General features: G+C 62.2%; 24 protein-coding genes. 6 read left to right on the top strand and 18 right to left on the bottom strand.

Annotation, left to right across the window (positions count from 1 at the left end; all coding sequences use genetic code 11):
* The first annotated feature begins 87 nt into the window (after window positions 1-87).
* Window positions 88-885 (top strand): hypothetical protein, encoded by a 798-nt coding sequence (locus V9T28_RS06865; protein ID WP_116398279.1) that lies wholly within the window; start codon window positions 88-90, stop codon window positions 883-885.
* A 185-nt stretch (window positions 886-1,070) separates the two neighbouring features.
* Here V9T28_RS06865 and V9T28_RS06860 read toward each other — a convergent pair whose 3' ends face one another.
* The 17 genes from V9T28_RS06860 to V9T28_RS06780 all read right to left on the bottom strand — a co-directional run bounded on the left by V9T28_RS06860 (window position 1,071) and on the right by V9T28_RS06780 (window position 16,526).
* Window positions 1,071-1,460 carry a hypothetical protein gene (locus V9T28_RS06860; protein ID WP_116398278.1) on the bottom strand — a complete coding sequence of 130 codons (390 nt, stop codon included), beginning with the start codon at window positions 1,458-1,460 and terminating at the stop codon, window positions 1,071-1,073.
* Window positions 1,461-1,505: 45 nt separating this feature from the next.
* Window positions 1,506-1,943: a hypothetical protein gene (locus tag V9T28_RS06855; protein WP_116398277.1), complete on the bottom strand. Its 438-nt coding sequence runs from the start codon at window positions 1,941-1,943 to the stop codon at window positions 1,506-1,508.
* 83 nt (window positions 1,944-2,026) lie between these two features.
* Window positions 2,027-3,901: a phage tail protein gene (locus V9T28_RS06850; protein WP_116398276.1), complete on the bottom strand. Its 1,875-nt coding sequence runs from the start codon at window positions 3,899-3,901 to the stop codon at window positions 2,027-2,029.
* Window positions 3,902-4,048: 147 nt separating this feature from the next.
* Window positions 4,049-4,243, bottom strand: a complete 195-nt coding sequence (locus V9T28_RS06845; RefSeq protein ID WP_116398275.1) for a hypothetical protein — start codon at window positions 4,241-4,243, stop codon at window positions 4,049-4,051.
* A 4-nt stretch (window positions 4,244-4,247) separates the two neighbouring features.
* The gene (locus tag V9T28_RS06840) at window positions 4,248-5,087 is read right to left on the bottom strand and encodes a hypothetical protein (RefSeq protein WP_116398274.1); all 840 of its coding nucleotides are present in this window, start codon (window positions 5,085-5,087) and stop codon (window positions 4,248-4,250) included.
* 66 nt (window positions 5,088-5,153) lie between these two features.
* A complete protein-coding gene (locus V9T28_RS06835; RefSeq protein ID WP_116398273.1) occupies window positions 5,154-5,843 on the bottom strand; it encodes a hypothetical protein in 690 nt (229 codons plus the stop codon).
* A gap of 104 nt (window positions 5,844-5,947) precedes the next feature.
* Window positions 5,948-6,328 (bottom strand): hypothetical protein, encoded by a 381-nt coding sequence (locus V9T28_RS06830; RefSeq protein ID WP_116398272.1) that lies wholly within the window; start codon window positions 6,326-6,328, stop codon window positions 5,948-5,950.
* Between the two features lie 101 nt (window positions 6,329-6,429).
* A complete protein-coding gene (locus V9T28_RS06825) occupies window positions 6,430-7,794 on the bottom strand; it encodes a DUF4043 domain-containing protein (protein WP_116398271.1) in 1,365 nt (454 codons plus the stop codon).
* A 125-nt stretch (window positions 7,795-7,919) separates the two neighbouring features.
* Window positions 7,920-8,393 carry a phage scaffolding protein gene (locus tag V9T28_RS06820; RefSeq protein WP_199499906.1) on the bottom strand — a complete coding sequence of 158 codons (474 nt, stop codon included), beginning with the start codon at window positions 8,391-8,393 and terminating at the stop codon, window positions 7,920-7,922.
* A 248-nt stretch (window positions 8,394-8,641) separates the two neighbouring features.
* Window positions 8,642-9,040, bottom strand: a complete 399-nt coding sequence (locus tag V9T28_RS06815; RefSeq protein WP_116398270.1) for a hypothetical protein — start codon at window positions 9,038-9,040, stop codon at window positions 8,642-8,644.
* Window positions 9,041-9,268: 228 nt separating this feature from the next.
* Window positions 9,269-10,675 carry a phage portal protein gene (locus tag V9T28_RS06810; RefSeq protein WP_116398269.1) on the bottom strand — a complete coding sequence of 469 codons (1,407 nt, stop codon included), beginning with the start codon at window positions 10,673-10,675 and terminating at the stop codon, window positions 9,269-9,271.
* A 111-nt stretch (window positions 10,676-10,786) separates the two neighbouring features.
* Window positions 10,787-11,551: a phage terminase large subunit family protein gene (locus tag V9T28_RS06805; RefSeq protein ID WP_199499904.1), complete on the bottom strand. Its 765-nt coding sequence runs from the start codon at window positions 11,549-11,551 to the stop codon at window positions 10,787-10,789.
* On the bottom strand, window positions 11,499-12,122 hold the full coding sequence (locus V9T28_RS06800; protein WP_199499902.1) for a hypothetical protein: 624 nt from the start codon (window positions 12,120-12,122) through the stop codon (window positions 11,499-11,501). The genes V9T28_RS06805 and V9T28_RS06800 overlap by 53 nt, the downstream gene beginning before the upstream one ends.
* Entirely contained in the window at window positions 12,091-12,546 is a 456-nt protein-coding gene (locus V9T28_RS06795; protein ID WP_116398268.1) for a helix-turn-helix domain-containing protein, read from the bottom strand. Before V9T28_RS06795 ends, V9T28_RS06800 begins: the two co-directional genes overlap by 32 nt.
* A gap of 307 nt (window positions 12,547-12,853) precedes the next feature.
* Window positions 12,854-14,935: a caspase family protein gene (locus V9T28_RS06790; RefSeq protein WP_116398267.1), complete on the bottom strand. Its 2,082-nt coding sequence runs from the start codon at window positions 14,933-14,935 to the stop codon at window positions 12,854-12,856.
* Window positions 14,936-15,235: 300 nt separating this feature from the next.
* Complete coding sequence (locus V9T28_RS06785; protein WP_116398266.1) at window positions 15,236-15,733, bottom strand: methyltransferase family protein; 498 nt, start codon at window positions 15,731-15,733, stop codon at window positions 15,236-15,238.
* A 28-nt stretch (window positions 15,734-15,761) separates the two neighbouring features.
* On the bottom strand, window positions 15,762-16,526 hold the full coding sequence (locus V9T28_RS06780; RefSeq protein ID WP_116398265.1) for a hypothetical protein: 765 nt from the start codon (window positions 16,524-16,526) through the stop codon (window positions 15,762-15,764).
* A gap of 149 nt (window positions 16,527-16,675) precedes the next feature.
* Between V9T28_RS06780 and V9T28_RS06775 the strand changes: the two genes are divergently transcribed.
* From V9T28_RS06775 to V9T28_RS06765, 3 genes are all read left to right on the top strand, one after another.
* On the top strand, window positions 16,676-17,392 hold the full coding sequence (locus V9T28_RS06775) for a DUF2459 domain-containing protein (RefSeq protein ID WP_116398264.1): 717 nt from the start codon (window positions 16,676-16,678) through the stop codon (window positions 17,390-17,392).
* Between the two features lie 96 nt (window positions 17,393-17,488).
* Window positions 17,489-17,677 (top strand): hypothetical protein, encoded by a 189-nt coding sequence (locus V9T28_RS06770; protein ID WP_116398263.1) that lies wholly within the window; start codon window positions 17,489-17,491, stop codon window positions 17,675-17,677.
* Between the two features lie 469 nt (window positions 17,678-18,146).
* Window positions 18,147-19,325: an AAA family ATPase gene (locus V9T28_RS06765; protein WP_116398262.1), complete on the top strand. Its 1,179-nt coding sequence runs from the start codon at window positions 18,147-18,149 to the stop codon at window positions 19,323-19,325.
* 90 nt (window positions 19,326-19,415) lie between these two features.
* Here the strand turns inward: V9T28_RS06765 and V9T28_RS06760 are convergent, their stop codons facing one another.
* On the bottom strand, window positions 19,416-20,111 hold the full coding sequence (locus V9T28_RS06760; protein ID WP_116398261.1) for an XRE family transcriptional regulator: 696 nt from the start codon (window positions 20,109-20,111) through the stop codon (window positions 19,416-19,418).
* 160 nt (window positions 20,112-20,271) lie between these two features.
* Here V9T28_RS06760 and V9T28_RS06755 point away from each other — a divergent pair, with 160 nt between their 5' ends.
* Window positions 20,272-20,679 (top strand): hypothetical protein, encoded by a 408-nt coding sequence (locus tag V9T28_RS06755; protein WP_116398260.1) that lies wholly within the window; start codon window positions 20,272-20,274, stop codon window positions 20,677-20,679.
* Window positions 20,676-20,936 (top strand): GcrA family cell cycle regulator, encoded by a 261-nt coding sequence (locus tag V9T28_RS06750; protein WP_116398259.1) that lies wholly within the window; start codon window positions 20,676-20,678, stop codon window positions 20,934-20,936. Before V9T28_RS06755 ends, V9T28_RS06750 begins: the two co-directional genes overlap by 4 nt.
* The last annotated feature ends 196 nt before the right edge of the window (window positions 20,937-21,132 follow it).

The following is a 21,132-nucleotide window of genomic DNA, read 5'->3' as shown; positions in this document are numbered from 1 at the left end:
CGATTGTGAAATTCGTTACGCGGATCGCTACACTAAACGGAAGCTTTAGATGAAGAGTAAGCCTATAATCGATTCCTGGAGACGAACATGGGTGTCTGCTACGATCTCATCCTTATAAAGCCCGCCCCCAAATCGGAATCGCCCGAGGCTCTACGCGATCTTCTGGGCGACAGCGCCGCGGTTCATTCGTATCCGGCGAAATTTCAGAGATTTTGTTGCGATCTATGGATTGGTGAAATTGAGAACTGTATGGTGCTCGATAGCTATAACGCGCTTCAGATGATACCGTTTGCGGACAATCCGGAGGCCGCCATAGCGGAGAACGTCACAATCGAAACGCCGGAACTCGTCGAGCGAATTTTGCTTCGATTTCCCGACTCGGAAATTGCCGCGTTAACTCTCGATAGCCGCGTCGGCGCTTATGGTTATTCTGTTTTCAGATCGGGCAAGATGATCAGAAGTCGCTTCGGCCTTTCGGGGGTGCTGGAGAGAGACTATGGCGAGAAATTACCGTTTGAAACGAATTATCTTTCTTCGAATTACGAAGCCATAGAGAATAACGGCGTTATATCATACAAGAGTATCGCTTCCCCAACGGACGATGAATTGTCTGGCGCGGATCTTGGTGAAGATCTGGCCATCGAACTGTTTCGGGTCTTCACCGGATCGGAGCCGGATTCGGCCGAAATGGGCAAAATCGTCGGAACCGGCTTTACCAAAGAGCCGATCGAATTCGATCCGCAAGACCTTCTTGAATATCCCACACTTTCCCAAAGACTATCTGACGACTTTCCGACAAGACGGCAGTCTTTCTCCTGGAAAAGCTACAGTCTCGCGCTCGGAGCGCTCCTCCTAGTATGGCTGTTTCTCATGGCAACGAGATAGGCTTTCGAAGCCCCCTGACTTCAGCTTCCGCCACTTCAAAATTTCCCAATCGAAGCTCGCGCCATCGAGTTCATTCAAGATCACGTTCCAGGCCAACAAGTTCGCGGTATCGAACGACATAGCAACATCGAAGGGGACGTTGTTCTTCACAAGATAGGCCCGCATGCGAAGATCAACGTCCGCGCTTAATTTTTTGCAGTTTGTTCAGTGCTTCCGCCTTTGCCAACACCGTACATAGGTGCGACAACTTCATCGAGCGTTTTGAGGCCCTCGTCCTGCAGCCGGTCCATCAAGACCAAAGCCTGAAGAATCGATGTTGGTTTGCTGACGCGTTCGCCGTCAATGCCTCGACAATGGCAAACGAGGAAAATATCATTGAAGAGGCTGCCATTTTCCGCCTCGGCACCCATCATCCGCTTGACCTGGAAGCGTTCGGAGGGTTTGAGGCGCATCACCTCAATCGCGCGGCCGGTCGCGTCTTTCACGCTCACCGGCGCGAAGGCGTCGGCGACGATGGTTTGTGATGGTGTCTCGATCGGCTCGCCGATACGTATTTCCGGGGTGAAATCGGTCATTTTGTTCTCCTACAGGGATGAAGATGATATTGAGACAGCGCCCGCTCACACCACCTTGATGCGCTGGCTCGCCCGGGCGGTCACTTTCATCGTCACCTTGTCCTGGCTCCGTTTCGCGCCCGCATTGTCGAGTTTGAAGGCGACGCCGACATAGGTATATTGGGTGACGGTGCCGTTCTTTTCCTGGATATATTCCATCACCGTCCCACCGGGAATGTTGATGCCGCTCCAATAGGCCTGCTCCAGCGCGGCGAAGAAATCGTCCACCGTAGGATCGACGCGGTCGACGGTGAAGGCGAGCCGCCAGCCATGCGGAATTTCGCCGAACGCTGGCGGCGCACTCAACGGCGTCGACTCGACGTTCTTCGTCTCTTCCTGGGATTCGAAATCGGTGATGTTGCCAAACGTGATGATGGCGCCGGTGAGCGGATTGACGACCGTGACGGTAACATCATGGCCAACGGAAAAACCTGCAACGGGCATGGAGGGGGCCTTTTAAGGGAGGGAAAAAGAATAGGGCGATCCCTTCTCGCGCCGCGAGGCGGCTGGAGAAGGCGCACTGCGGCTTACTGCACCGGCGGCGTGTTGGAGATCGTCACGCTCGCGCCACCTTCGAGATTCACCACGAAATAGCGCACGATGCCGAGATAGATCGCCTTGATGTAAGCATATTGATAGCCGAGCGCGACGCTGGCTTGCGGATTGTTGCTCGCATCCAGCACCACCTGGAAGGCTTGGCTGCCGTCCGGCGTACCGATGATGCTGTTTTGCACGGCGAGCTGGAGGAAGGCGGTAAGCGCGGTCTTGGCCTGCAGCCGCTCTGTCGTCGATTGCGTCTGACCGACGAACTTACCGGCGATGACGAGCAGTGATTTCGCGAGAAAATACGTGACGCGGGTATATTCGTCGCCGAAGATCACCTGGTTTGAGGAGGCGTTCTTGCCGAAGCGGCAGGCGAAATAATTGCCGCCGGGCTCGGGATTGGCAATCACATCCATCTGCGCCTGGCCGAGCAATTGCAGATCGCTCGAGGAATATTGCACACCGGTCAAGCTCTTCTGGGTACCGATGATCGCCTGCACCGGCTTGTTCAGGGACGAATTCTGCGGCGAGAGATTGCACAACACGCCCATGGCAACGCTCTGCGGCGAGGACAACCGCATCGGCACATTATTGGTGGTGTCGAGCCAATAGATCCAATCGCCGAACAACACCTTCATAGTGAACGTATCGATACCAGCATTGCCAAGCTCGTTGATCGCATTCTGAATCGTGTCGCCAGCCGGCGTACAGCCGATCATGTAGCAGCCGACGTCGAGACCGAAGGCCACCTGCTGCGAGAAAGAGTTGATATCGGCACAATCGCACAGCATCGCCTGCGCGACGCCGGTCCCGCGCAAAGCATACATACCGGAGCGCGGAGCGGCGTCGACGCCAATCAGCGTCGCTGTGGTGACGCTATTCGCGCCATCGGTGCCACCCGAGAAGGTGGTCGTGCCGTTCAGCGGCGTGGCGGTGGATGCGCCGGCCGTGGCAATCGCAAGGTTCGATGGCCCACGCACGCTGGATGTGCCGTTGTTCACCGCATTGGCGATCGCGACCCACAAAGCGTTCCCGGAAAGGCCCAAGCCGATATTGTCGAATTGCTCGGGCTGGAAGCCGGGCATGGCGAGCGTGAGCTTCACCGTGCTGCTCGGCGCTACGCCGCCCGTGAGTGTCGCACCCGAAGCCGTGCCGGCAGTCGCGGCAAGCGCGATCGCATTGCCGGCAGTGCCCGCGGCTTTCGCAGTGATGTTCAGCGTCGTCCCGCCCAGCGCATAGAAGCATTTGACCGCATTCGCATCGGTCGAGGCCTGCAGCGTGGCAAGCAGATTGGCGAGCGTGGCCTGCAGCGTCGCGCCGATGTTGAATTGCACCGCTGTCGCGCCCGAGGCGACGGCTGTGAAGACGGTGGTTCCGATGGTCACGGTTTGTGCGGCGGTCGGATTTGTCGTGAAGGCGATCGAGCCCGAGGCCCGCACCGCAAGGCCGTTTTGCGAGCCCTGGCTGATCGTCGCCGTGAGGTTATTGCCAAGGCTGCCCGTATATTTCGCCGTGAGCATGACGCCCGTATTGCCGAGCGTGGCGGTTGCGGCGGTGTCGGTGCCATCCGTGACGCGCACACCGTAGAAAGCGCCCGCTCCACCCTGCGCCGCCGCGAGGAAGACATGGCCGCCCATGTCATAGAGCCGATTGATCGTCGGGCCGAAGACAGTAGCGTATTGCGAATAATTGGCGAAAGGCTGGGGCGCATTCACCGGCCCCCATGCGGCCGTCCCCACAAAGCCGCCTTTGTTGGTGGACACGCCATTGAACAAGAATTGCGGCGGCGCGATCTGCACATAGGCATCCGGCACGTTGAGCGCGGAGATATTGATTTGTCCAAGTTGCGAAATGGGCATGGAGAAGAGCCTTTAAGGGAAAGGGAAAGTGGCCTCGCGATGCAAGACGCGTCGGAGGGGCTAAGCTGTCATGACGAGGAAGGCCTCATTGTCATCCTGGGCCACGCCCGGAATGACTTCGGAGCCATCTTGCTTGTGCGAAGCCAATCACGATTCCTCGTGTCGTGCTTCTTCCGCCGGCGTCTCCTGCACCACTTCATGCAGCGCACGCGTCACCTTGTCAGGGTGATGCAGCGCCGCTTCATCCATCTCCGCGGTGTCAGTCAGGACCGCACCACGGGCGACATGCCGGCCGTTGAGGGTGAAAAGCTGACTGACGACGAGAACCTGCTGCTTTGCCATGTTTTTATCCATTCTCAATGAGTGTGGTGCCGCTCGCGCTGCCGTCGGCAAGGGCGAGCTGATTTTGAACGATGGTGATCGGATAGGCCGGCGCGATGATGATGGTGGGATATTCCGCCCAAATGTGAATGTCGCGCCGGTAATCCATGGCCTTTTGCCCCTCGTCGGCCTCATCGGTGCCTTGGTATGTGATCCATGCCGCAGTCGCGTCGGGCAGACTCAAGAAATCCGTGGTCGCGAGCAGCGGATCGATCAGCGCCGCCGCCGCATCGCGCAATTGCGGTGACGGCGCATGAATGGCGATGGTTAAGCCGCGGTTCTGCCGCCGCACTTCCATCATCATCGTCCCCGGCGCGGCGCAGCGCGCAACGATATCGCCGCGGCCACCGATCGTGATGGCCGCGCCGGAGACACTCGCGCCAAGCCCTGCCGGCATTTGCTGGGCAAGTGCTTGCGCGACGCTCGAGAGTGTATCGCTCGCCGTGCAAGCGTAGGAAAATCCCTGCGCCGCCACGACGATCGAGACGTAGTGAGTTGGCGTCACCGTGCCGCCGAGCGTGACGGTGGAGCCGGAAACCGCAACAGTGATCGTCGGCGCCCCGGGAAACTGATCTTGCCAGACACGCGGATAGCGCGTCGTCACTTTTTCGCGGTTGGGCGGCGCGAAAATACTGACATGAACGATGCCGGCGCGCAGATCAGCATCGAGCTCGGTGCTCGCGGGCGAGCGCGGATAGATCTTGCACGGCGCGCCGATCGCGCTCACGCCGCTCAAGCCCTGCGGCCAGAGCGCACCGCCGATAAGGCTAACAAGCGCGTTATAAACATCGGTAAGTTCGGCCATGGGGAACTTTCTTTAAAGAACCGCACCCTCTTCCCCCGTCAAAGCGCGGGAGAAGCAACTCAGCCACTACGTCACCGCCTGCTGCGCGGTCAGCCGCCAGCCAAAGCGGGTCGCTTGCGCGCTCGTGACGATGTAACGCTCGCTCAAATCGTCGGTGACGATCGAGCCTGCACGGATCTCGACGCCCGCGCAGGCCGGCAGCAGCATCTGCCATCTGGCCGCGCCGGCATCTTCCGGCAACATGGCCTTGCCGCCCACGCGGCCGTCATATAAAACGCTTGCGGGCCAGACACTCATCAGCGCCACTTCGTTGGCGGTGCCGACTTGGCTGTTGGCCGGCGTCGCTGCGACCGTACCGCTGACGTAAGACACGCCGAGCGGATGCGCGGGACCCGGTGTCCACACCGTCACGACGCGATTGGTCTGCACCGCGAGCGGTGGACTGAGCGCGTCGCAGGCGGCAATGTAGTAAGGGCTCGCGCCCCCTTGCTCGCTCACGAGATAATCGCCGACCTTGATTTGCGAGGCGTCGACGAGCGCATGAAAGAAAGGGCCGCGATCATCAGCCGGCTTGGCGAAATCGAAATTGCCCATCGCATGCACGCTGAAGGCGGCCGGCAAAGACGCGATCTTGTTCGCCGGCGCTAGTGGGATGTTCGACGATGTCGGGCGGTAGAGATCGAAAAGCCCGCCGACGGCGGAAGCGGCCTTCGCATAACCGAAAGCGATTTTGGTCTGCAGCAAAGCGCTGTTCATGGGAAATCCTCAAGGACCCGGGGGTGTTTCGCCGAAGGCCGGACGCTGTGACCGATAAGAAATCCCCAATGCCGCCTTGCAGTTAGGCGTCCAACGCCGCGCTATCACACCACCAGCTTGACGCTGCCGCTATCGCGCAGCGCCGGCCCCGGTGGCACTCCGAGGAAGCCGCAGAGCTTGAGGCGAAGCGAGAGGAACAACGTCTCGCGGTCGCTCAACTCGCGCGGATTATGCTTCCACACCGCCGCCTCCGCCGTGTCGAGATTGGCGCCGGTGTTGATCAGCGCTTGCTCGAGCAGTGGTAGATTGACAAGGTAGTTGCCGGTCAATACCGCTTCCTCGGCGCTCGACAGATTGTTGAGCTTGTATTCGAGCGCACCATATTGCGTGGTGAAGCGTTCGCCAAAACCCGTGCTCGCCACATTGCCAAGCACGGGATAACCGCAAAAGCGGCGGATGTCGGTTTTCTGGGCGTCGGCGAGCATGGGAACTTTCGCGGGTTAGCGTCAAAGGACCGCGACCGTCCCGGTCGCATATTGGGGAGTTGCGAAACGCGGGCAAGAAGCCCGCGATTCTTTCACATCCATCACACGTGTTCGATCACCACCGCCCGCTTCAAATACGCGTTCGAAGCCGTCGGAATAATGTTCTGCGTAGCCGTCGCGTCCGACGGCGTGACGAAGCCGCCGATCCAGAACCAGCTTTGAGCGATGATCTGCTGCAGCCGGTCGAGCGGTGCGCGGGTCACTTGCGCGACACCTTCGCTGAGCACGATATCGGCATTCTCGCCCGCCCAATCCATCGCCTTCTCGGTCATGCCGGCGAAGTCGCCCTCGATCAGTGCGCCTTGTGCGACGATGATCGGGCGGCGGATGGTGAGGCCGTTGGCGCTTTGCAGCGGCGCCTCATTGGTCTGGTGAAAATTGCAACCGTAAAGCTGGAAAATCTCTCCGTGCCGCAGTTCGTTCGAGCCATATTGGCCCTGGTAGGCAAGCTTGAAATCCTGGTCGCGGTAAAGCGACATCATCGAGAATGGGTCGAGGAAGAAATCGAACGTCTCGTCTGAACCGGTGTTGGCGCGCAGTTGCGCCACCGCCGTCTGGATGGTCGCGGCGGTGAGCGCGTCGCCGGCAACGAGATTGTTCCAGGTTGCACGGTTGCTGGGCCGCACGATCAGCGGTCCGTTCTGATGCACCACCACATTCCCCGCCGTGCCGTCCGCCACAGACACACTCGTCGTGAAGGTCAGCGCGCCGGAAATGCCCTTGAGCGCGCCGGTCGGATCGCCGGTGATCACGCTCGTCGAGACGTTGGTCGCATCGCGCGTCACGCCCTGCAGCGTGTAGATGTCCGCGCCGACCAGCACCTGCGCTGTGTTCGAGCCGGTGACGGGGGAGAACGTGCCGTTCGACAACGCCAGTTCGAAGCCGCGCACGTCGTCGACCGCGATGGTCGGGCCGGCTGAGCCGAGCGTGGTGCGCACGCGCGTGTTGCCGCCAAGATAGCCGCCGAACGTCGCCGGACCCACTGGCGTGCCGCCGAAGAGCGCGTTGCGCGCCAGCCGGTCGAGCGTCTGCCGTGCCTGGAAGCCATTGTTCTTTGCATTCACCAGCGCCTGATTGGCGATGCCGACCTGGCTGGTGACGATATTGAGGTCGATCGTGTCGGCATATTGGTTGATGTTGAGCACATATTGCTCGATCGCGAAGGGGCTGGAGGTGAGGCCGTTGTCGAGATTGGTATTGGCGGAGGGCATCAGTGGCGTCGTGGCCGGCGCCTTATAGCCGAAGCGGGTTTTCGTCACGCTTTCGCCGATGTTGATGGCGACCGGCTCGCGGTCGGCGATCTTACGATACGCAAGGCCGGAAGTGAGGCCGGCCTGAAATTCGGTTTCGAGAAAGCCTTGCTGAATCGCCGCCTGCAATTGAGCCGGCATGTTTTGAATGGGCATGGGGAGAATCCTGTTGGGAGAGAAAATGGAACCACGGCCCTCCAGGCCGCTGGAACATCAGGTCGGCGACGGCGCGCCACTATGGTCATCCAGAATCATGCCTAGGATGACCTGAATGCCTTCGATTAGCCCCTTAAGAACTTTGCCTTGGCGGCCTGGTATTCGCTCGGGCTCATGTCGCGTGCGTGCCTGGCACGCGGGCTTTGCGCGGGTGGCGGGGCAGCGGTGCTCGACGTGTTGGTGCTCGCGAACAGATATGGCTTTGCCTGCTTCGCCTCCGTAAGCAGCGCCTGCACGCCAATCACATCGCCATGCTCGTCGAGGCGCACCGAGGACGGATCGATGAGCTTCAGCGCGTCGAGATCGATCATGCCCGCTTGCAAAGCAGCGGTCTTCAGCTCGGCGCGAATGAGCTGTTCCCGCGCCGCCTGATCGCGCGCGCTCAACGCCGCTTCGAGTTCGGCGACACGCGCCTGCGCCTCAGCCGCGCGGCGCCGATAGCCTGCGCTTTCGCGCCGCATGTCGCGCAAATCGTCATAGGTAAAGGTCTTGTCCTTCAGCGCGCTGTCGCCGGCATCGCTCGGGGGCTGGTCTGACATCAAAAGAAACTCCAGATAATGTTGCGCGCATCAGCCGGGACGAACAAGACGGCCACCTGTCATCCCGGGCCTGACCCGGGATCCAGCGTCGCGCGACGAATGAAACATCGTTGGGATCACGAGCTTTTGGCTCGCAGTCCGGGATCATCACACAAGCGTTCGTGTGTTGTCCTGGATCCCGGGTCAAGCCCCCCGGGCGACATCGCCGCCCGCACTTTCCTCGGCGCCAATGTCCAACGGATCCGCGTTCAAAAGAAAATCGCCAGCCAGTGCAGCACTTCCGGATCCAGGGCGTCGAGCGGCAGCACGTCAAACAAGGCCAGCAAGGCCCCAGCAAGGATCGCGAGCCTCATATAGCGCGTGTGGTAGGCAACGAATCCAAAGGCCGCGACCAGCACGACTAAGGTCAACCACAAGCCGGTCGTATGACCCGCCTGCTCGACGAGTTTCGCCCGCGGCGTTCCGGACGTATTGGCAAAATCGGCGAAGAGCGCCGCCAAGAAGACATGCAGTAGAATCCGCGCCAGGGCGACAAGCGTGAGCGCGATGATGCCAATGAGCAAAAGCGCCCGTCCGAGCCGACGCGGGATGTCGCTTGCCGGCGCGGGTGGCGGCTCCTGTTGGTTGTCGACGAAGCGCTGGTCCATAGGGCTCAAATGCGAGTCAAGCAATCTGGCCAATATAGGCTGGGGGGTGGCGTACTGGAACAAAAATATAATGTGCCGAACAAAAGCCCTGTCCCCTGTCATTGCGAGCCCGCGCGAGGGCGGTTCGCGATGACGGGGCTTCGGACAAGGGAGAAACGGCTGGATGAGCGGTCAACTTCAAGTCAGGACTCATCGGAGGATTTTTGACGTCACCCAGCCGCTTGTCGCTCATCCGCCCGGCTCCCCGCCGATCCGCGCCAATTCCGCCGCCACATCCTCGATGTCATAGTCAGCTGCGAGCGCGTTGACCGCGCTGTCCCGGCTTATGAGGCGCCCGCCCATCAGCGTCGTGAGCGCATTGGCGTCGGCAAGGCGGTCAGTAGGGGTTGGGGCATACCATTTCGGCCATTTCAGCGTGACCTTCGTCGCCTGCGGAATCGGCGTGATCGGCGCGCCTTCGCTGTCGACCAGCGCGATCTTGTTGGAAATGCGCGCCACCATCTTCAACAGTTTCAGGAGCGCCCCTTCGCCATATGACACGCGCAATTTATCGGCGAGCCAGATGAGCGATTGGTTCATCATTTCCATGGCGCGGCCGGAGGAAGCCACGGCGATCTTGTCGCTGTCGGCGCGCGAGCCGCCGATGCTTTCCAGCGCGAGCTTGCGCAGTTCGCGGGTGTAATCGATCACCGCCTGCGCCGCCGTACCCTGAATTTCGAGCAGTTTCGCGTCGCCCTCCGGCGGCACGATCAGCGCGTCGCCGACGATGTGCTGGCGATTGAGCGGCAGCGGCGCGGCATCCTTGATCATCAGCGTTGGGGCGGAGGCATATTTGAGCCCCCTGCCCGCCTGGCTCAATTGATAATCGATTTCCAGCACCGTCTCGATCGCTGGCGCAAAGGTGCAGGCGCCGTCAACGCCCTCGCCGCCCGGCAGATTCCTCACCCAGATCATCGGCACGAAGCCGAGATTGTGCCGCGTCGTGCGCGCCGCATCGATTTGGCGCGTGCCGTTGCCGCCGACCGGATCTGGCAGATACCAGGTTTCGCTGGTCGCATCCCAGGTGCGACAGAACCAGAAGTCCTCTTGCGCGTCGTCTTCCGCGATCGCATAGCCTTGGGCGCGCAGAGCCGCGCCCTTCACCTTATATTGCTCGCGCACCTCGCGCAGCGTGTCAGGCACATCGGGCTCGAAGATGGGCGTCAGATAGGTGGTCGGCAGCGCCTCGAAAAAGAGGCGGTTGCCAAGCACGCGCACCCAGATCACCACCGAGCCGACAGAGCCGCGCGTCGCCGCCTCCAACATGAGCGCGTTGAGTTGACAGTCCTTGAGAATCGCACTCAGCGTCGCCTCCGCTTGCGCGTCGTCGGCACAATCAAGCAGCGGAAACCGACCGGCGCTGAATAGAAACGACACGCTGTCGTTGACGACCGTCCGAAGCAGCCCGGAGCGCACGCTTGGGCTCCGCTGCGCGATCGGCACATATTCGCCGGACGCACTGCGTTCCTGGTGAAACTCGAAATGGAAACCGTCATAAATCGTGCCATCAAGAAAACGGGTAAGCACGTCGAGCGTCCAGGCGCGAAGCGGCAAATCGCGATCCTGCGGCACGAGGGCAGAGACGGTCTTGAACATGAAGGGGGCTTTCGAAAACAGCAGCCATCTTAGGCCGCGATAAAGGTGAAGGCCGCATTGTCGTCCCGGGCTTGACCGAGATGACAAAGTGGCGGGCATTGTGCGGGGCGGCTACCTCTCCATGTGCCCAACATCCGTGCGGAAGGTCGGCTTATGCGCGTAGCGGGCATAGAGAAAGTAGCCTGTGGCGTCGTTCAGGTGGTCATAACCGCCGAGCTTGTCGGGCTCGGATGTGCCCTCTTTGTAGGTTTGGCGCTCCAACGCTTCGATCGATTTCACGCAAGTCGGCGAAACATAGGCAAGGCGCGTACCGTCGGCGCTTTCGAACCGCGCGTTCATCAGGTTGATACGGTCGCGGATGAACGGATGCGATTGCAGCGAACGCACCTGAAAGCCATGCACACTCAAAATCGAAATGTCGGTCATACCTTGCGCCGAGGTGCGCCGCTGCGCGCCGGCTGGATCGGGGTAGATCGTGATGTGTGACACGTCAGGCCTCAGGGGATCGAATCCCGGGCGGCCGTAGCGACGTATGATTTCCGCCGCCATGTCATGGGTGTTCGACGTCGGCAGCACAATCTCGTCGATCTGCCATGCGACAAGCCCTCGCACTTCAGGCACCTCCTGCCACACGGTCGCGCTCATCGGCGCGATATTGAAATCCATGCCTATATGCAGCGCCAGGGCGGGGTCGTAATCGTGCGGGCGAACCGAGGCACTGCGTGAGAAGGCGTAATACACCAGCCCCGCAAAGCTTTCGAACCGCGCCTCGTATTCCTGACGAAAAGTGCGCACATCCAATGTACGGCGTGCGCGATCGACTTCATGCTGCGGCACATGGCCGCCCTGCAACGTCGTATAGACCCAAGATTTCACATCGCTCTCGCCCGCCCGGCTGGCCTTTGACATAGCCTGCGTGCAGCGCTGAAAAGCCTTTGGGCGAGCCGATGAACAAGGCATGGCCCGAGGCCGTCGCGAGCATCGGCAAAATCACCTCGCTCCAAGCCTGCGGCTTGGCGTCGTCCCACTCGTCGCCGACGAAGAAGAACAAGCCCGAGCCGCGCAAATCGTCGTAATTGTCGAGCCCGACGATGCGGATGACATGGCCGCTTTTCAGGATGCCGCAGCACTCGGTCTCGAACCAGCGCCCATGCAGCAGCCAGTCCGTCGGGATCGCACGTTTCAACAGGCGCCAGAACACGCGCTTCGCCTGTTTGAAGGTTGGTGCGCCGTACCAGATTTCGTTCTCGACCGGCACGCAGCGTAAGTGCGCGAGCCTGGCCGCGCGGCGGATTTCCTCGGCGACGAGAAACGTCTTGCCGAAGCGCCGCCCGCACACCGCGAAGCGAAAGCGCGCTTGCGATTGCCACCCCCAAACGTAGATATTGCCTTGTTTCGCCGTGAGCCGGATGCGATCAGAGGATCGGCTTGTCGGGACCAGGCTCATCGGCCTCCACAGGGATCGCGTCGCCCGCCATCGCAGCATCGAGATCGAACGCGTCGCGCGGCTCGCGCCAGCTTTCGGGCCGGCGGTGTTTCAGCCAGAACTGGCAGGCCGCCGTGTCCGGCGGATGATGCTCGATATAGGATTCGAATTTCGGCTCGCGCGTCTTGGTGTCGATGAATATCTTCACCGCCGGATGCGAACAGCCGATGGCCTTGCGGAACAGGGCCTGCTCGACCATGTCATCCGCCTCCTCGCGCCCGTGTTTCAGCGCACGGGCAAAGGAGGGGATGGTGATCTGCCAGCGGAAAATCGTGACGACATCGACACCGAACAAATCCGCCAAATCCTCCGGCGCCGCTCCCAGCCGACAATGCGTCCGGGCCTTTTCGGCGAAGTCCGAGCGGTAAGGGTGGTAGGTCGGCATGGGGGTCCTTGCGGGCATCAAGTACCGGCGAGCGAGAAAGCTTCACGTAGGCGGCAGCAAATCTCTTGGCACAAAAAACCCAGCCGCTGCGGGGCAGCGCCGGGGGCCGGACACATTTATGAATTGTGAATATCTGCACTATAGCGATTTTCACCAGCGTGTCAAACAAAAAATGAACGTATAGGAAACAAAAAAATCAATCCATTGAAATATAGATATTTTCCTTCTCCCACCGCGCAGCGGTGGGAGAAGGAAACAGCCGGCAGCCGGGACCGTGGGAGCCCGACCGCCGGCTGCCGCTCGCCGCCTAGTGGCACGGCGGTTCGCCTGGATGGCCGCAGCGGCGCTCGGGGCCGCCTTGCGGCGGATGACCGCCGGGCGCACGGGCTGCGGGGTCAGCGGGGGGCACGGGCGCGGGATGCGGCGCAACACGGATCGGTGCGGCGGGCGGCGGCACGTGCACTTGCGGCGCCGGCGGCGGCACCACATGAACAGGTGCGGCAGGCGGCGCAACATGAACCGGCGCAGCAGGCGGCAGCACCGGCGGCACATGCACCTGCGGGGCTGGCGCAGCCGGCATCACGTGAGCGGGCTGCTGGCCGGGCGCCGGCTGCGAACCCGGCACCGGCTGCGAACCGGGTGCCAACTGCTGGCCAGGCGCGAGCCGCACGCCCGGCAGGCCCTCAGCGGCCGGCGCTCCCGGCGCACCGGGCGGCAGCCTCCGGCGAACACCGGGCACGCCGGGCTGGGGGGCACCCGCCTGCGGCAAGGTACGGACGCCGGGCACACCTGGCTGGGGCACGCCCGGCTGCGGCAAGGTGCGGACGCCTGGGACGCCGGGTGTCGGCAGCACGTGCTGGCGGGGCGAAGGCGCGCCCGGTTGCGGCGGCAGCGGCTGGGGTGCGCCGGGCGCTACGGGCGGCTTGCCGGGCGGGGGCTGGACGGGCGGCGGGCCAGCGGGATTTTGCTGCACCACACCTGGCGGGCGGACGAGCGGCGCCCCTTCGGCGCGGCGCGGCTCTGGCACGCCTTTCGGCACATGCGCCCACAGCGGAATAGTGGCGATCGCAGCGGCCGCCGGCAGCAGCGGCAAGATATAGCGGCCGGCGCCCGGTTCCGGCGGCGGCGGCGCGACCACTTCGCGCGGGCCGGGCTCGATGAAATAGCGAGGGGGCGGAGGCGGCGGCGGGCCGTCGGCCTCGAATATCAACACCGGCCGGTTGATGATCACGATTTCCTCGGGCGGCGGCGGCGGCACGTCATATCGGATGAAGTCGAACGTCTCGGGCGGGGTGAGCTCGGCGCGCAATTCGCCGAGGCGCCGGTGCGCATCCCACGCATGCGGCCCGCTGGGATAGCGCCGCAGATAGGACCAGTACGCGTTCGGCCTATCGGTGCGATAGGTGATGCGCCAGGTCACCGCCTCGCGCCGCACGGCGAGCAGCACGCGCACGCGCCCGGCCTGCGGTGCATTGGGGAAAGCGACGAGGAAATCCTGATAGGCATCGATCGTGTCGCGGTCGAGCGCGGCATAATAGGCGTCGTCGGCCGAGAACTGGCTGATCGGCTGCGTGTCGTAGGCCTGGCGCTGCTCGTCCGAGACCGCGGCCACCGGCGCGCCCGAGCCGCGCTCCAGGAAGACGAAAGGCACGGTGACCTTATCAGCATCCCAGGGCGTCAGCGCGCCCTTGCTGAGCTCGTTGACCCTGAGGCGCGTGTCGTTGAAGACTTCGTCGAGCGGCATGCCAGCCTGGTGTAGCATTTCGTTGAGCGCTTGCGCATAGACGCCATAGGTGCCGCTCTGGTCTGGCGCCACCGTATCGGGCGTAGCATTGTAGGCGATGAGCGAGCCCGGCGCTGGATCGGTGATGGCAAGGCCCGCGGCGATCGGCTGGCCACCCTTGGCGAAATTATTGGCGTGTGCCGCATCGAGCACGACGATGCGGGCTTTCAGCGGGATTCCATCGAGCGCGCGGGTAAAATCCGAGAGGCGATAGGCATTGGCCGGAACATCGGTATCGCGCGCAATCGAAGCGCCAACCGGCACGAGATAATTCTCGCCTTCGAGCTGCAGCCCCTGCCCCGCTATATAAACGAACACAACCGCATTCGGTCCGGCGGCAGCGGCCTTGTCGAGAAACTCGCGGAGCGATTTGCGCAAGGATTCGTCGTCGAGATCGCGCGCGCCGGTGACGTCGAAGCCTTCCGCGCTCAAGGTCGAGGCGATGAGGCCGGCGTCATTTGCCGCTGTAGGAAGCGCGTTTTGCGGATAGGCGCTCTCGCCGATCACCAAAGCAAGACGCGGCTCCGGCGCCTGCGCGCGCACGACGCCAGCCTGCAACGCGATGAGGGTGAGCGCGGACGCCGCCCATTTGCTCCATATTCTCATGCTTCACCCCTACGGCTTCGTGTTCAATACATCACACAATTTGCGGGCTGAATGATGTCTGAATGAATTTTGACGAAAATATGTAAGGGGGCGCGGGACAGTTTGCTGCATTGCAGCTGAAGCCCTCGTGCCATCCTGGGCTTGACCCAGGCGACAGGATTCGCGCAGCGGGGCGAATCATCGTTGAACCTGCGATACAGGCCCATCTCGCATCATTGCGGCGGTGGCCCTGGATTCGGATCAAGCCCGGGATGACATTTGTGGCGTTGCAATATCGTAACCAATGACGCCCGCCCTCCCTCATCCGCCACCCTGCCACGGCGTGACAAGGGGCCACCATCTTGGGACATGCGCACGATAGTTCATGTATCTATCGCCGAATTTTTCCCGCAGCGTCGGCTCCTCGTAAAAAATCACGAACAGATGCGTCGCGATCAGAAAGATCAATGCGAAGGCGAAGATGCCAACGCTGGCAAATAGAAGCGCTTCGCCGATCAGCGGCGTCGCGACGGCGACGTACATCGGGTTGCGCACATGGCGATAGCAGCCCGTCACCACAAGGTGCTGCGGCGGCGCGACGGGCGCGGGCGTGCCGAGCCCTTGCCAAGCGAAGCGCGCAAACGAGGCAAGCAGCGGCGCAAGGCCAAGCGCGATCAGCGCCGTACCCATACCGCGATGCAAGAAATCATCGCTGCCCAGGCGCCAATCAGCGATCCACCATGGCACAAGCCCAGCCACCGTGCCCGGCGCAAGGACAAGAAAGACAATCGATCCCAACGATGCCCAAAGCCGTTGCATGTGCATCTCCCTGTCGCGCCGCCCTCTCTCACGGCTTGAAAAACATCCGCAGCGCCGCGAAGGCCAACTGACTCATCGTGCCGTGCGCCTGCACCTCGACTGTAAGCCTATCGCCCTCTGCCGCGAAACGCGCGTGGTCGATGGCAAGGTCGACGCCCGGCAGCGTCGGCAGATTGGCGTGGGCCGCCTTAGCGTCGAGCGCGCTTTGCAACCGCTTGGTCAGCAGGTCGTTGAGATTACCCTCGAAATCGCGCACGGCGTCGCCGAGGGGCCCCTGCCCCGTCTGCAGACTCGCGCGGCCGGCAAGGCGCAAGCCAATCGTGTTCGGATCGCGTAGGTAAAGCTCGACCGGCGCCGTCATGCTCACCTTTTGCCGATCGAGTATGCCTTCGACCTTGAGGCCGAGAATCTTTTTGCAGAGGGCGACGGACGCATCGCCGGAAATCTCGACCCGCGCCACCGCGCCATCCGCCACGATGCGCGCAGCGGTCACCTGTGTCAGCGTCGCATTCAGCGTCTTGTGGCCGCAGCCAGGGGGCGGCATGCGCAAGGCCCGCGCCAGTTCCAACGCATGCGCCTGCACCGCTTGCAGATCGCCATGTGCCACGATCGTCACATTGAGATTGCCGTCTTCTGGCTCAGACATATAAGTGCCGCGGACCGGCACGTGCAACGGCACGCCCAGCACGGCAAAAGCCACATCCTTTGGCCCGAAGTCCTCGGCCCGCGCGAAGGATGCGAAGCCGCAGAGTACGAGCGCGGTAAGAAACAGGAGACGGAGCGGAGCGATCATGCTGGGGGCGTCGGACTCAGAGTATCAAGCGCCGCGCATTATCCGGCAAACGGGGCAAACCCGAGGCATGATATCGCGCACTCAACTTCCGCTTGCGCCGCACGCAAACCTGCCCCACAAATGCTGCAAAGCTGCCTAAGGGTTTTGGCATGGTTCGCTTCTTTAGTTTTCTTTTGCGAACAATTTTGCGTCTCGTCGTGCTGGTCGTCGCGCTTCTGGCCATTTATGCGGGCTTCGCGCTTGGCTGCGCGCTGATGCCGCAGCCCGGGCGGGCGCAATATCCGATCGAGGGTGATGCACCGGCTTTCGTCTGCGCGACGCCGGTCCATGCCGACTTGGTGCTGCCGGTCAAGACGGAGGCGCGCGACTGGCGGGTGTTACTGCCGGCGGTGGCGTCAGGTGCGCCGGCGGATGGCTATATCGCCATCGGCTGGGGCGATTACGGCTTTTATCACGACACACCGAACTGGGGCGACTTGACCGCCGCCAAAGTGATCGACGCACTAAGCGGGCGCGGCCCAGCGACCCTGCACACGCGCCTCGTCGCCAAGCCAAACCCCAGCGCCTGCCAGCGCTTGACCGTCGACCGGGCGGGCCACGATTCGTTGTCGCGCTTCGTGCTGGCCGCGCTGGACACCGGCACCGACGGCAGGCCACGCGTGCTCGATGCACCCGCGACCGACGGCGGCGTGTTCTATGCAGCCAAGGGCAATTACAGCCCGTGGAACACCTGCAATGTCTGGGCTGGCGACGCCCTCGCGGTGGCGGGCCTGCGCCACGCCTTCTGGGCCCCTTTCAGCTTCGGCGTCACCTGGCCGCTGCGGTTAGGCGAGCGCACCTCCCCAATCCGCTGCCATAAACTGTAGATTTTCCTAATTGCGGACACAGGAAGTGCGCAACAAAGACGCTATTTTATGTCCATACTTATAAAAATATCGTTTCACGATAGAGAGGTGCAAGCGATGACCCAGTTCCAGGACATGCCGCAAATGCCGGCAACCACCGAAACTCAGTCCAACATCAAGCCGATGGACCGCTCGGACCGCGACAGGCTCGCCGAAATCGAGGCGCGAATCGAGGATATGGAGCGCAAGCTCGACCTGCTGATCGCCCGCGGCGCCGCCAGTTTCGCCACCGGCGTGACGCATTAGGGGCGGAGCCCTTCTCCCGCGCGACAGCGCGGGAGAAGGGAACGCCTAACCTCTTTGGCAGCGATCTTGTTGCGCCACATGTGTCATCCCTGGCCTGACCCGGGACCCAGGGCCGCCGCCGCTATGGCACAGGAGAGGGCCTGCCTTGCCGTGCCAAGGGAGAGTCGCAGAGTGCGTGGCCCTGGGTCCCGGGTCAGGCCAGGGATGACAGGATGACCATCATGTGCGGGGCGTCGGACAAACCCTTCTCTGCGACAGAACTCGGGCTTGCCCGAGTTCCGCATCAAAAATGTTCAACCCGGGCAGGCCTTGTTTGAAGGCGGGAAGAAGGGAGCCGTCAACCCATCTTACTCAAGATTATCAAAAAATCATAACCTCCCCTAATCTCCCTCAAAATACCGCTTCGATTTTTATCCCCGTCCTCCGCCGGATTAGCAAATTCCGCTAACTTGCCCTAAGATCCCTCGATATGGATCCCCGCCGCAATCCCTATTCACCCGGCGCCGGCAGCCAGCCGCTTGAGCTCGCTGGCCGGGGCGAACTCGTCACCCGCGCCGAAATCGCGCTCGACCGCATCCGCGCCGGGCGCGCGGCGCGCAGCTTCATTCTATATGGCCTGCGCGGGGTGGGTAAAACCGTGCTGCTGAACCGCATCCGGCTCGACGCCGAGGCGCGCGGCTTTGCCAGCGTCGCGGTCGAGGCGCCGGAGGGCCGTTCATTGCCCGGCGTGCTCATTCCCGCCTTGCGCGCCGCGCTGGTGCGCCTGAGCGCGATGAGCGCCGGGCGCGCGGCCTTCGAGGTCGCAATGAAAGCCCTCGCAGGCTTTGCTCGCGCGTTCAAGGTGAAGTTTCACGACATCGAAATCGCGATGGATGTCGCGCCCAAGCCCGGGCTCGCCGACAGCGGCGATTTGGATTTCGATCTCGCCGATCTGTTCAAAACCATCGGCCAGGCGGCGAAGAAGCGCGAGCTCGCCGTCGTGCTCTATCTCGACGAACTGCAATATGTCGCCGAGCGGCAGCTTGCCGCGCTGATCACCGCGCTGCACAGCGTCGCGCAAGACCAATTGCCGCTCACCATGGTCGCCGCCGGTCTGCCGCAGCTCGCCGGACAAATGGGCCGTGCCAAATCCTATGCCGAACGCCTGTTCGAATTCTACGAGCTCGGCCCGCTCGACGACGCAGCAGCGCGCACGGCGCTCACCGTGCCGGCGGCCAAAGAGGGCGCGACTTACGACGATGCAGCGCTCGTCGAGATTCTCGCACAGACACAAGGCTATCCGTATTTTCTGCAGGAATGGGGCAAGCACGCGTGGGACATTGCCGCGCGATCGCCCATCCGCGGGAAGGACGCGAAACTTGCAACCGTGCTCGCGCTCGCCGAACTCGACGCAAGCTTCTTCCGCGTGCGCTTCGATCGCCTGACCCCGTCGGAAAAGCAATATCTTCAAGCCATGGCCGCACTCGGCCCCGGCGCACACCGCTCCGGCGACATCGCCGACAGGCTGGGCAAAAAAGTTTCGACCGTCGCGCCGGTGCGCGCAAACCTCATCGCCAAAGGCATGGCCTATAGCCCCGCCCATGGCGACACGGCCTTCACCGTACCGCTGTTCGATGCGTTTATGAAGCGGATTATGGGTGGTGCGTGACAGGGACGCGGGTGGATGGGATGGGCCACATCGGGTTCTGCACATGCTTGGTGCGGCGCGATCGCAGCCAGCGAGCACGTCATAGCGCCCTCACGCGGAAAAGCTTCCCACGATCGGGTGCAGCCCTTTCACGCGCGCCTTCGCAATCTTGATCTCCTTGACGGGGTTCAACTGGCTCAGGATCAAATATTCGCCGGCCCAGCGCTGGAACTGCTTCACATAGCCCGAGGCTGGGTCGCCGTTCTGTTCGGGGTGCAACTCCACCACCACGAATTCCCTAGCGCGCGGCGGGCGCCCGGTGTGCACATAGACGAGTTCGCCGGCAAAATAGCGCGGCTCCATCGACTCACCGTCAACATAGACGCAATAGGCGGTGGTCACGTTGCGCAAGCTCGGCGGGCGGCTGACATATTCGATCGGTTCGCCATTGAACATGAATTTTCCGTCGCTGCCCCCCACAGCCTTGCCGAGCACGGGCAGGCGATCATCACTGAATTCCGGCCATTCGAGCCGTTGCAGCGGGCGCGGCAGCGGCGGACCATCCTCGCGCAGCGCGTGAACGGTCGCGCCCGGCGGCGCGGGCAGCGGTTCATTGTCGTCGAACAAAAGCGCTTGCGGGCTTAGGCCCAGATGCGGCGCAAGCAGTTCCGCCCACGCCTTGGTGAGAGGGCGGTTACCGGTGCGCAAGCGCCAAATCTGCGCTTGCGCTTTATCGACCAGCCTGGCGAGACCGGTATCGGTCAGCCCCTTGGCGGCCATGGCGCGGGCTAAGTTGTTCATACCCATACGGTATCGGATTTTTGGGTATTGTCAATTTCTATATTGGTCTTTTTTCTTGCGTTTAATTCCAAAATGGTTATTATTCGGTATAAGCTTCCGGTATCGCCGGGGCTTGTCTCTTAACACGGCGTTCGGCCCGAAGCCTCCCAACATGAAAGGCGCATCCATGCCGTCACAATCCCTCACCTATCTTGACCCGCCTCGCGGGCGCGCGCCGGTGCGTGTGCTGCGCCGCCGCGCCGCCTTTGGCCTCGACCGGCCGCAGCGTTTCGACAAGGAAGCAGCACGGCGTAGTTTGAGCGACTGGCTGGCCTGCGCCCTGCCCGACGCCTGCGTACTGCATGCCATCACCGACGAAGGCACGATCCGCATGGCCGACGTGACGGTGCTGCTGGCAAACGGCCGCTGCGTGTTTTTCGACATTACGGCTACACCCGGCAAGACACGTCGCGGCACGAGCGCCTTCGAGGATTTTTGCACCGCCGCGCGCATTCCCTACGCGCGCGTGCGCCACGTGAACGACGCACGCGCCGCCCTCGTGCGCTTCGCCATTCCGACGCGGGAGGCGGCATGAACGAGCTCACGTGCCTGCCGGGAATCAGCTTCCTGGATGTCCAAAACGGTTGCAAATGGCCGGTTTCCGGCGATGGTCTCGATTTGCGCGTCTGCGGCGCGAAGGTCGCCGGGAAGCAAAGCTACTGCACCCCACACCGCCTACTCGCCTATGTGCCGAGTGAGAACATGGAGGCGCTGCCTTCTTCCGCAGCGAAGCTATGGGAGCTTCAACCGATGCTGCGACAAAGGATGCATTATACGCAGCAAGGAAGATAAAGGTCACGCCGTCCTCCAGGATTTGACCCGTGACCTGAGCCGCAGCAGCGGATGATTCATCATTGGCGCTGCAAGACAGGCCTATCACGCAACTCGCTACCCGCGGCCCGGCATCCTGGATCAATCACGGGATGACATGGGCGGCGCTGCAACATCGCGGCCGATAACGCGGCCGAACCCCTTCTCCCCAACCGCA

The sequence above is a fragment of the Methylovirgula sp. 4M-Z18 genome (assembly GCF_037890675.1).
Classification (GTDB): Bacteria; Pseudomonadota; Alphaproteobacteria; order Rhizobiales; family Beijerinckiaceae; genus 4M-Z18.
Note: the sequence above shows the minus strand (reverse complement) of the source record. Positions and strands in the feature narration are given on the sequence as shown.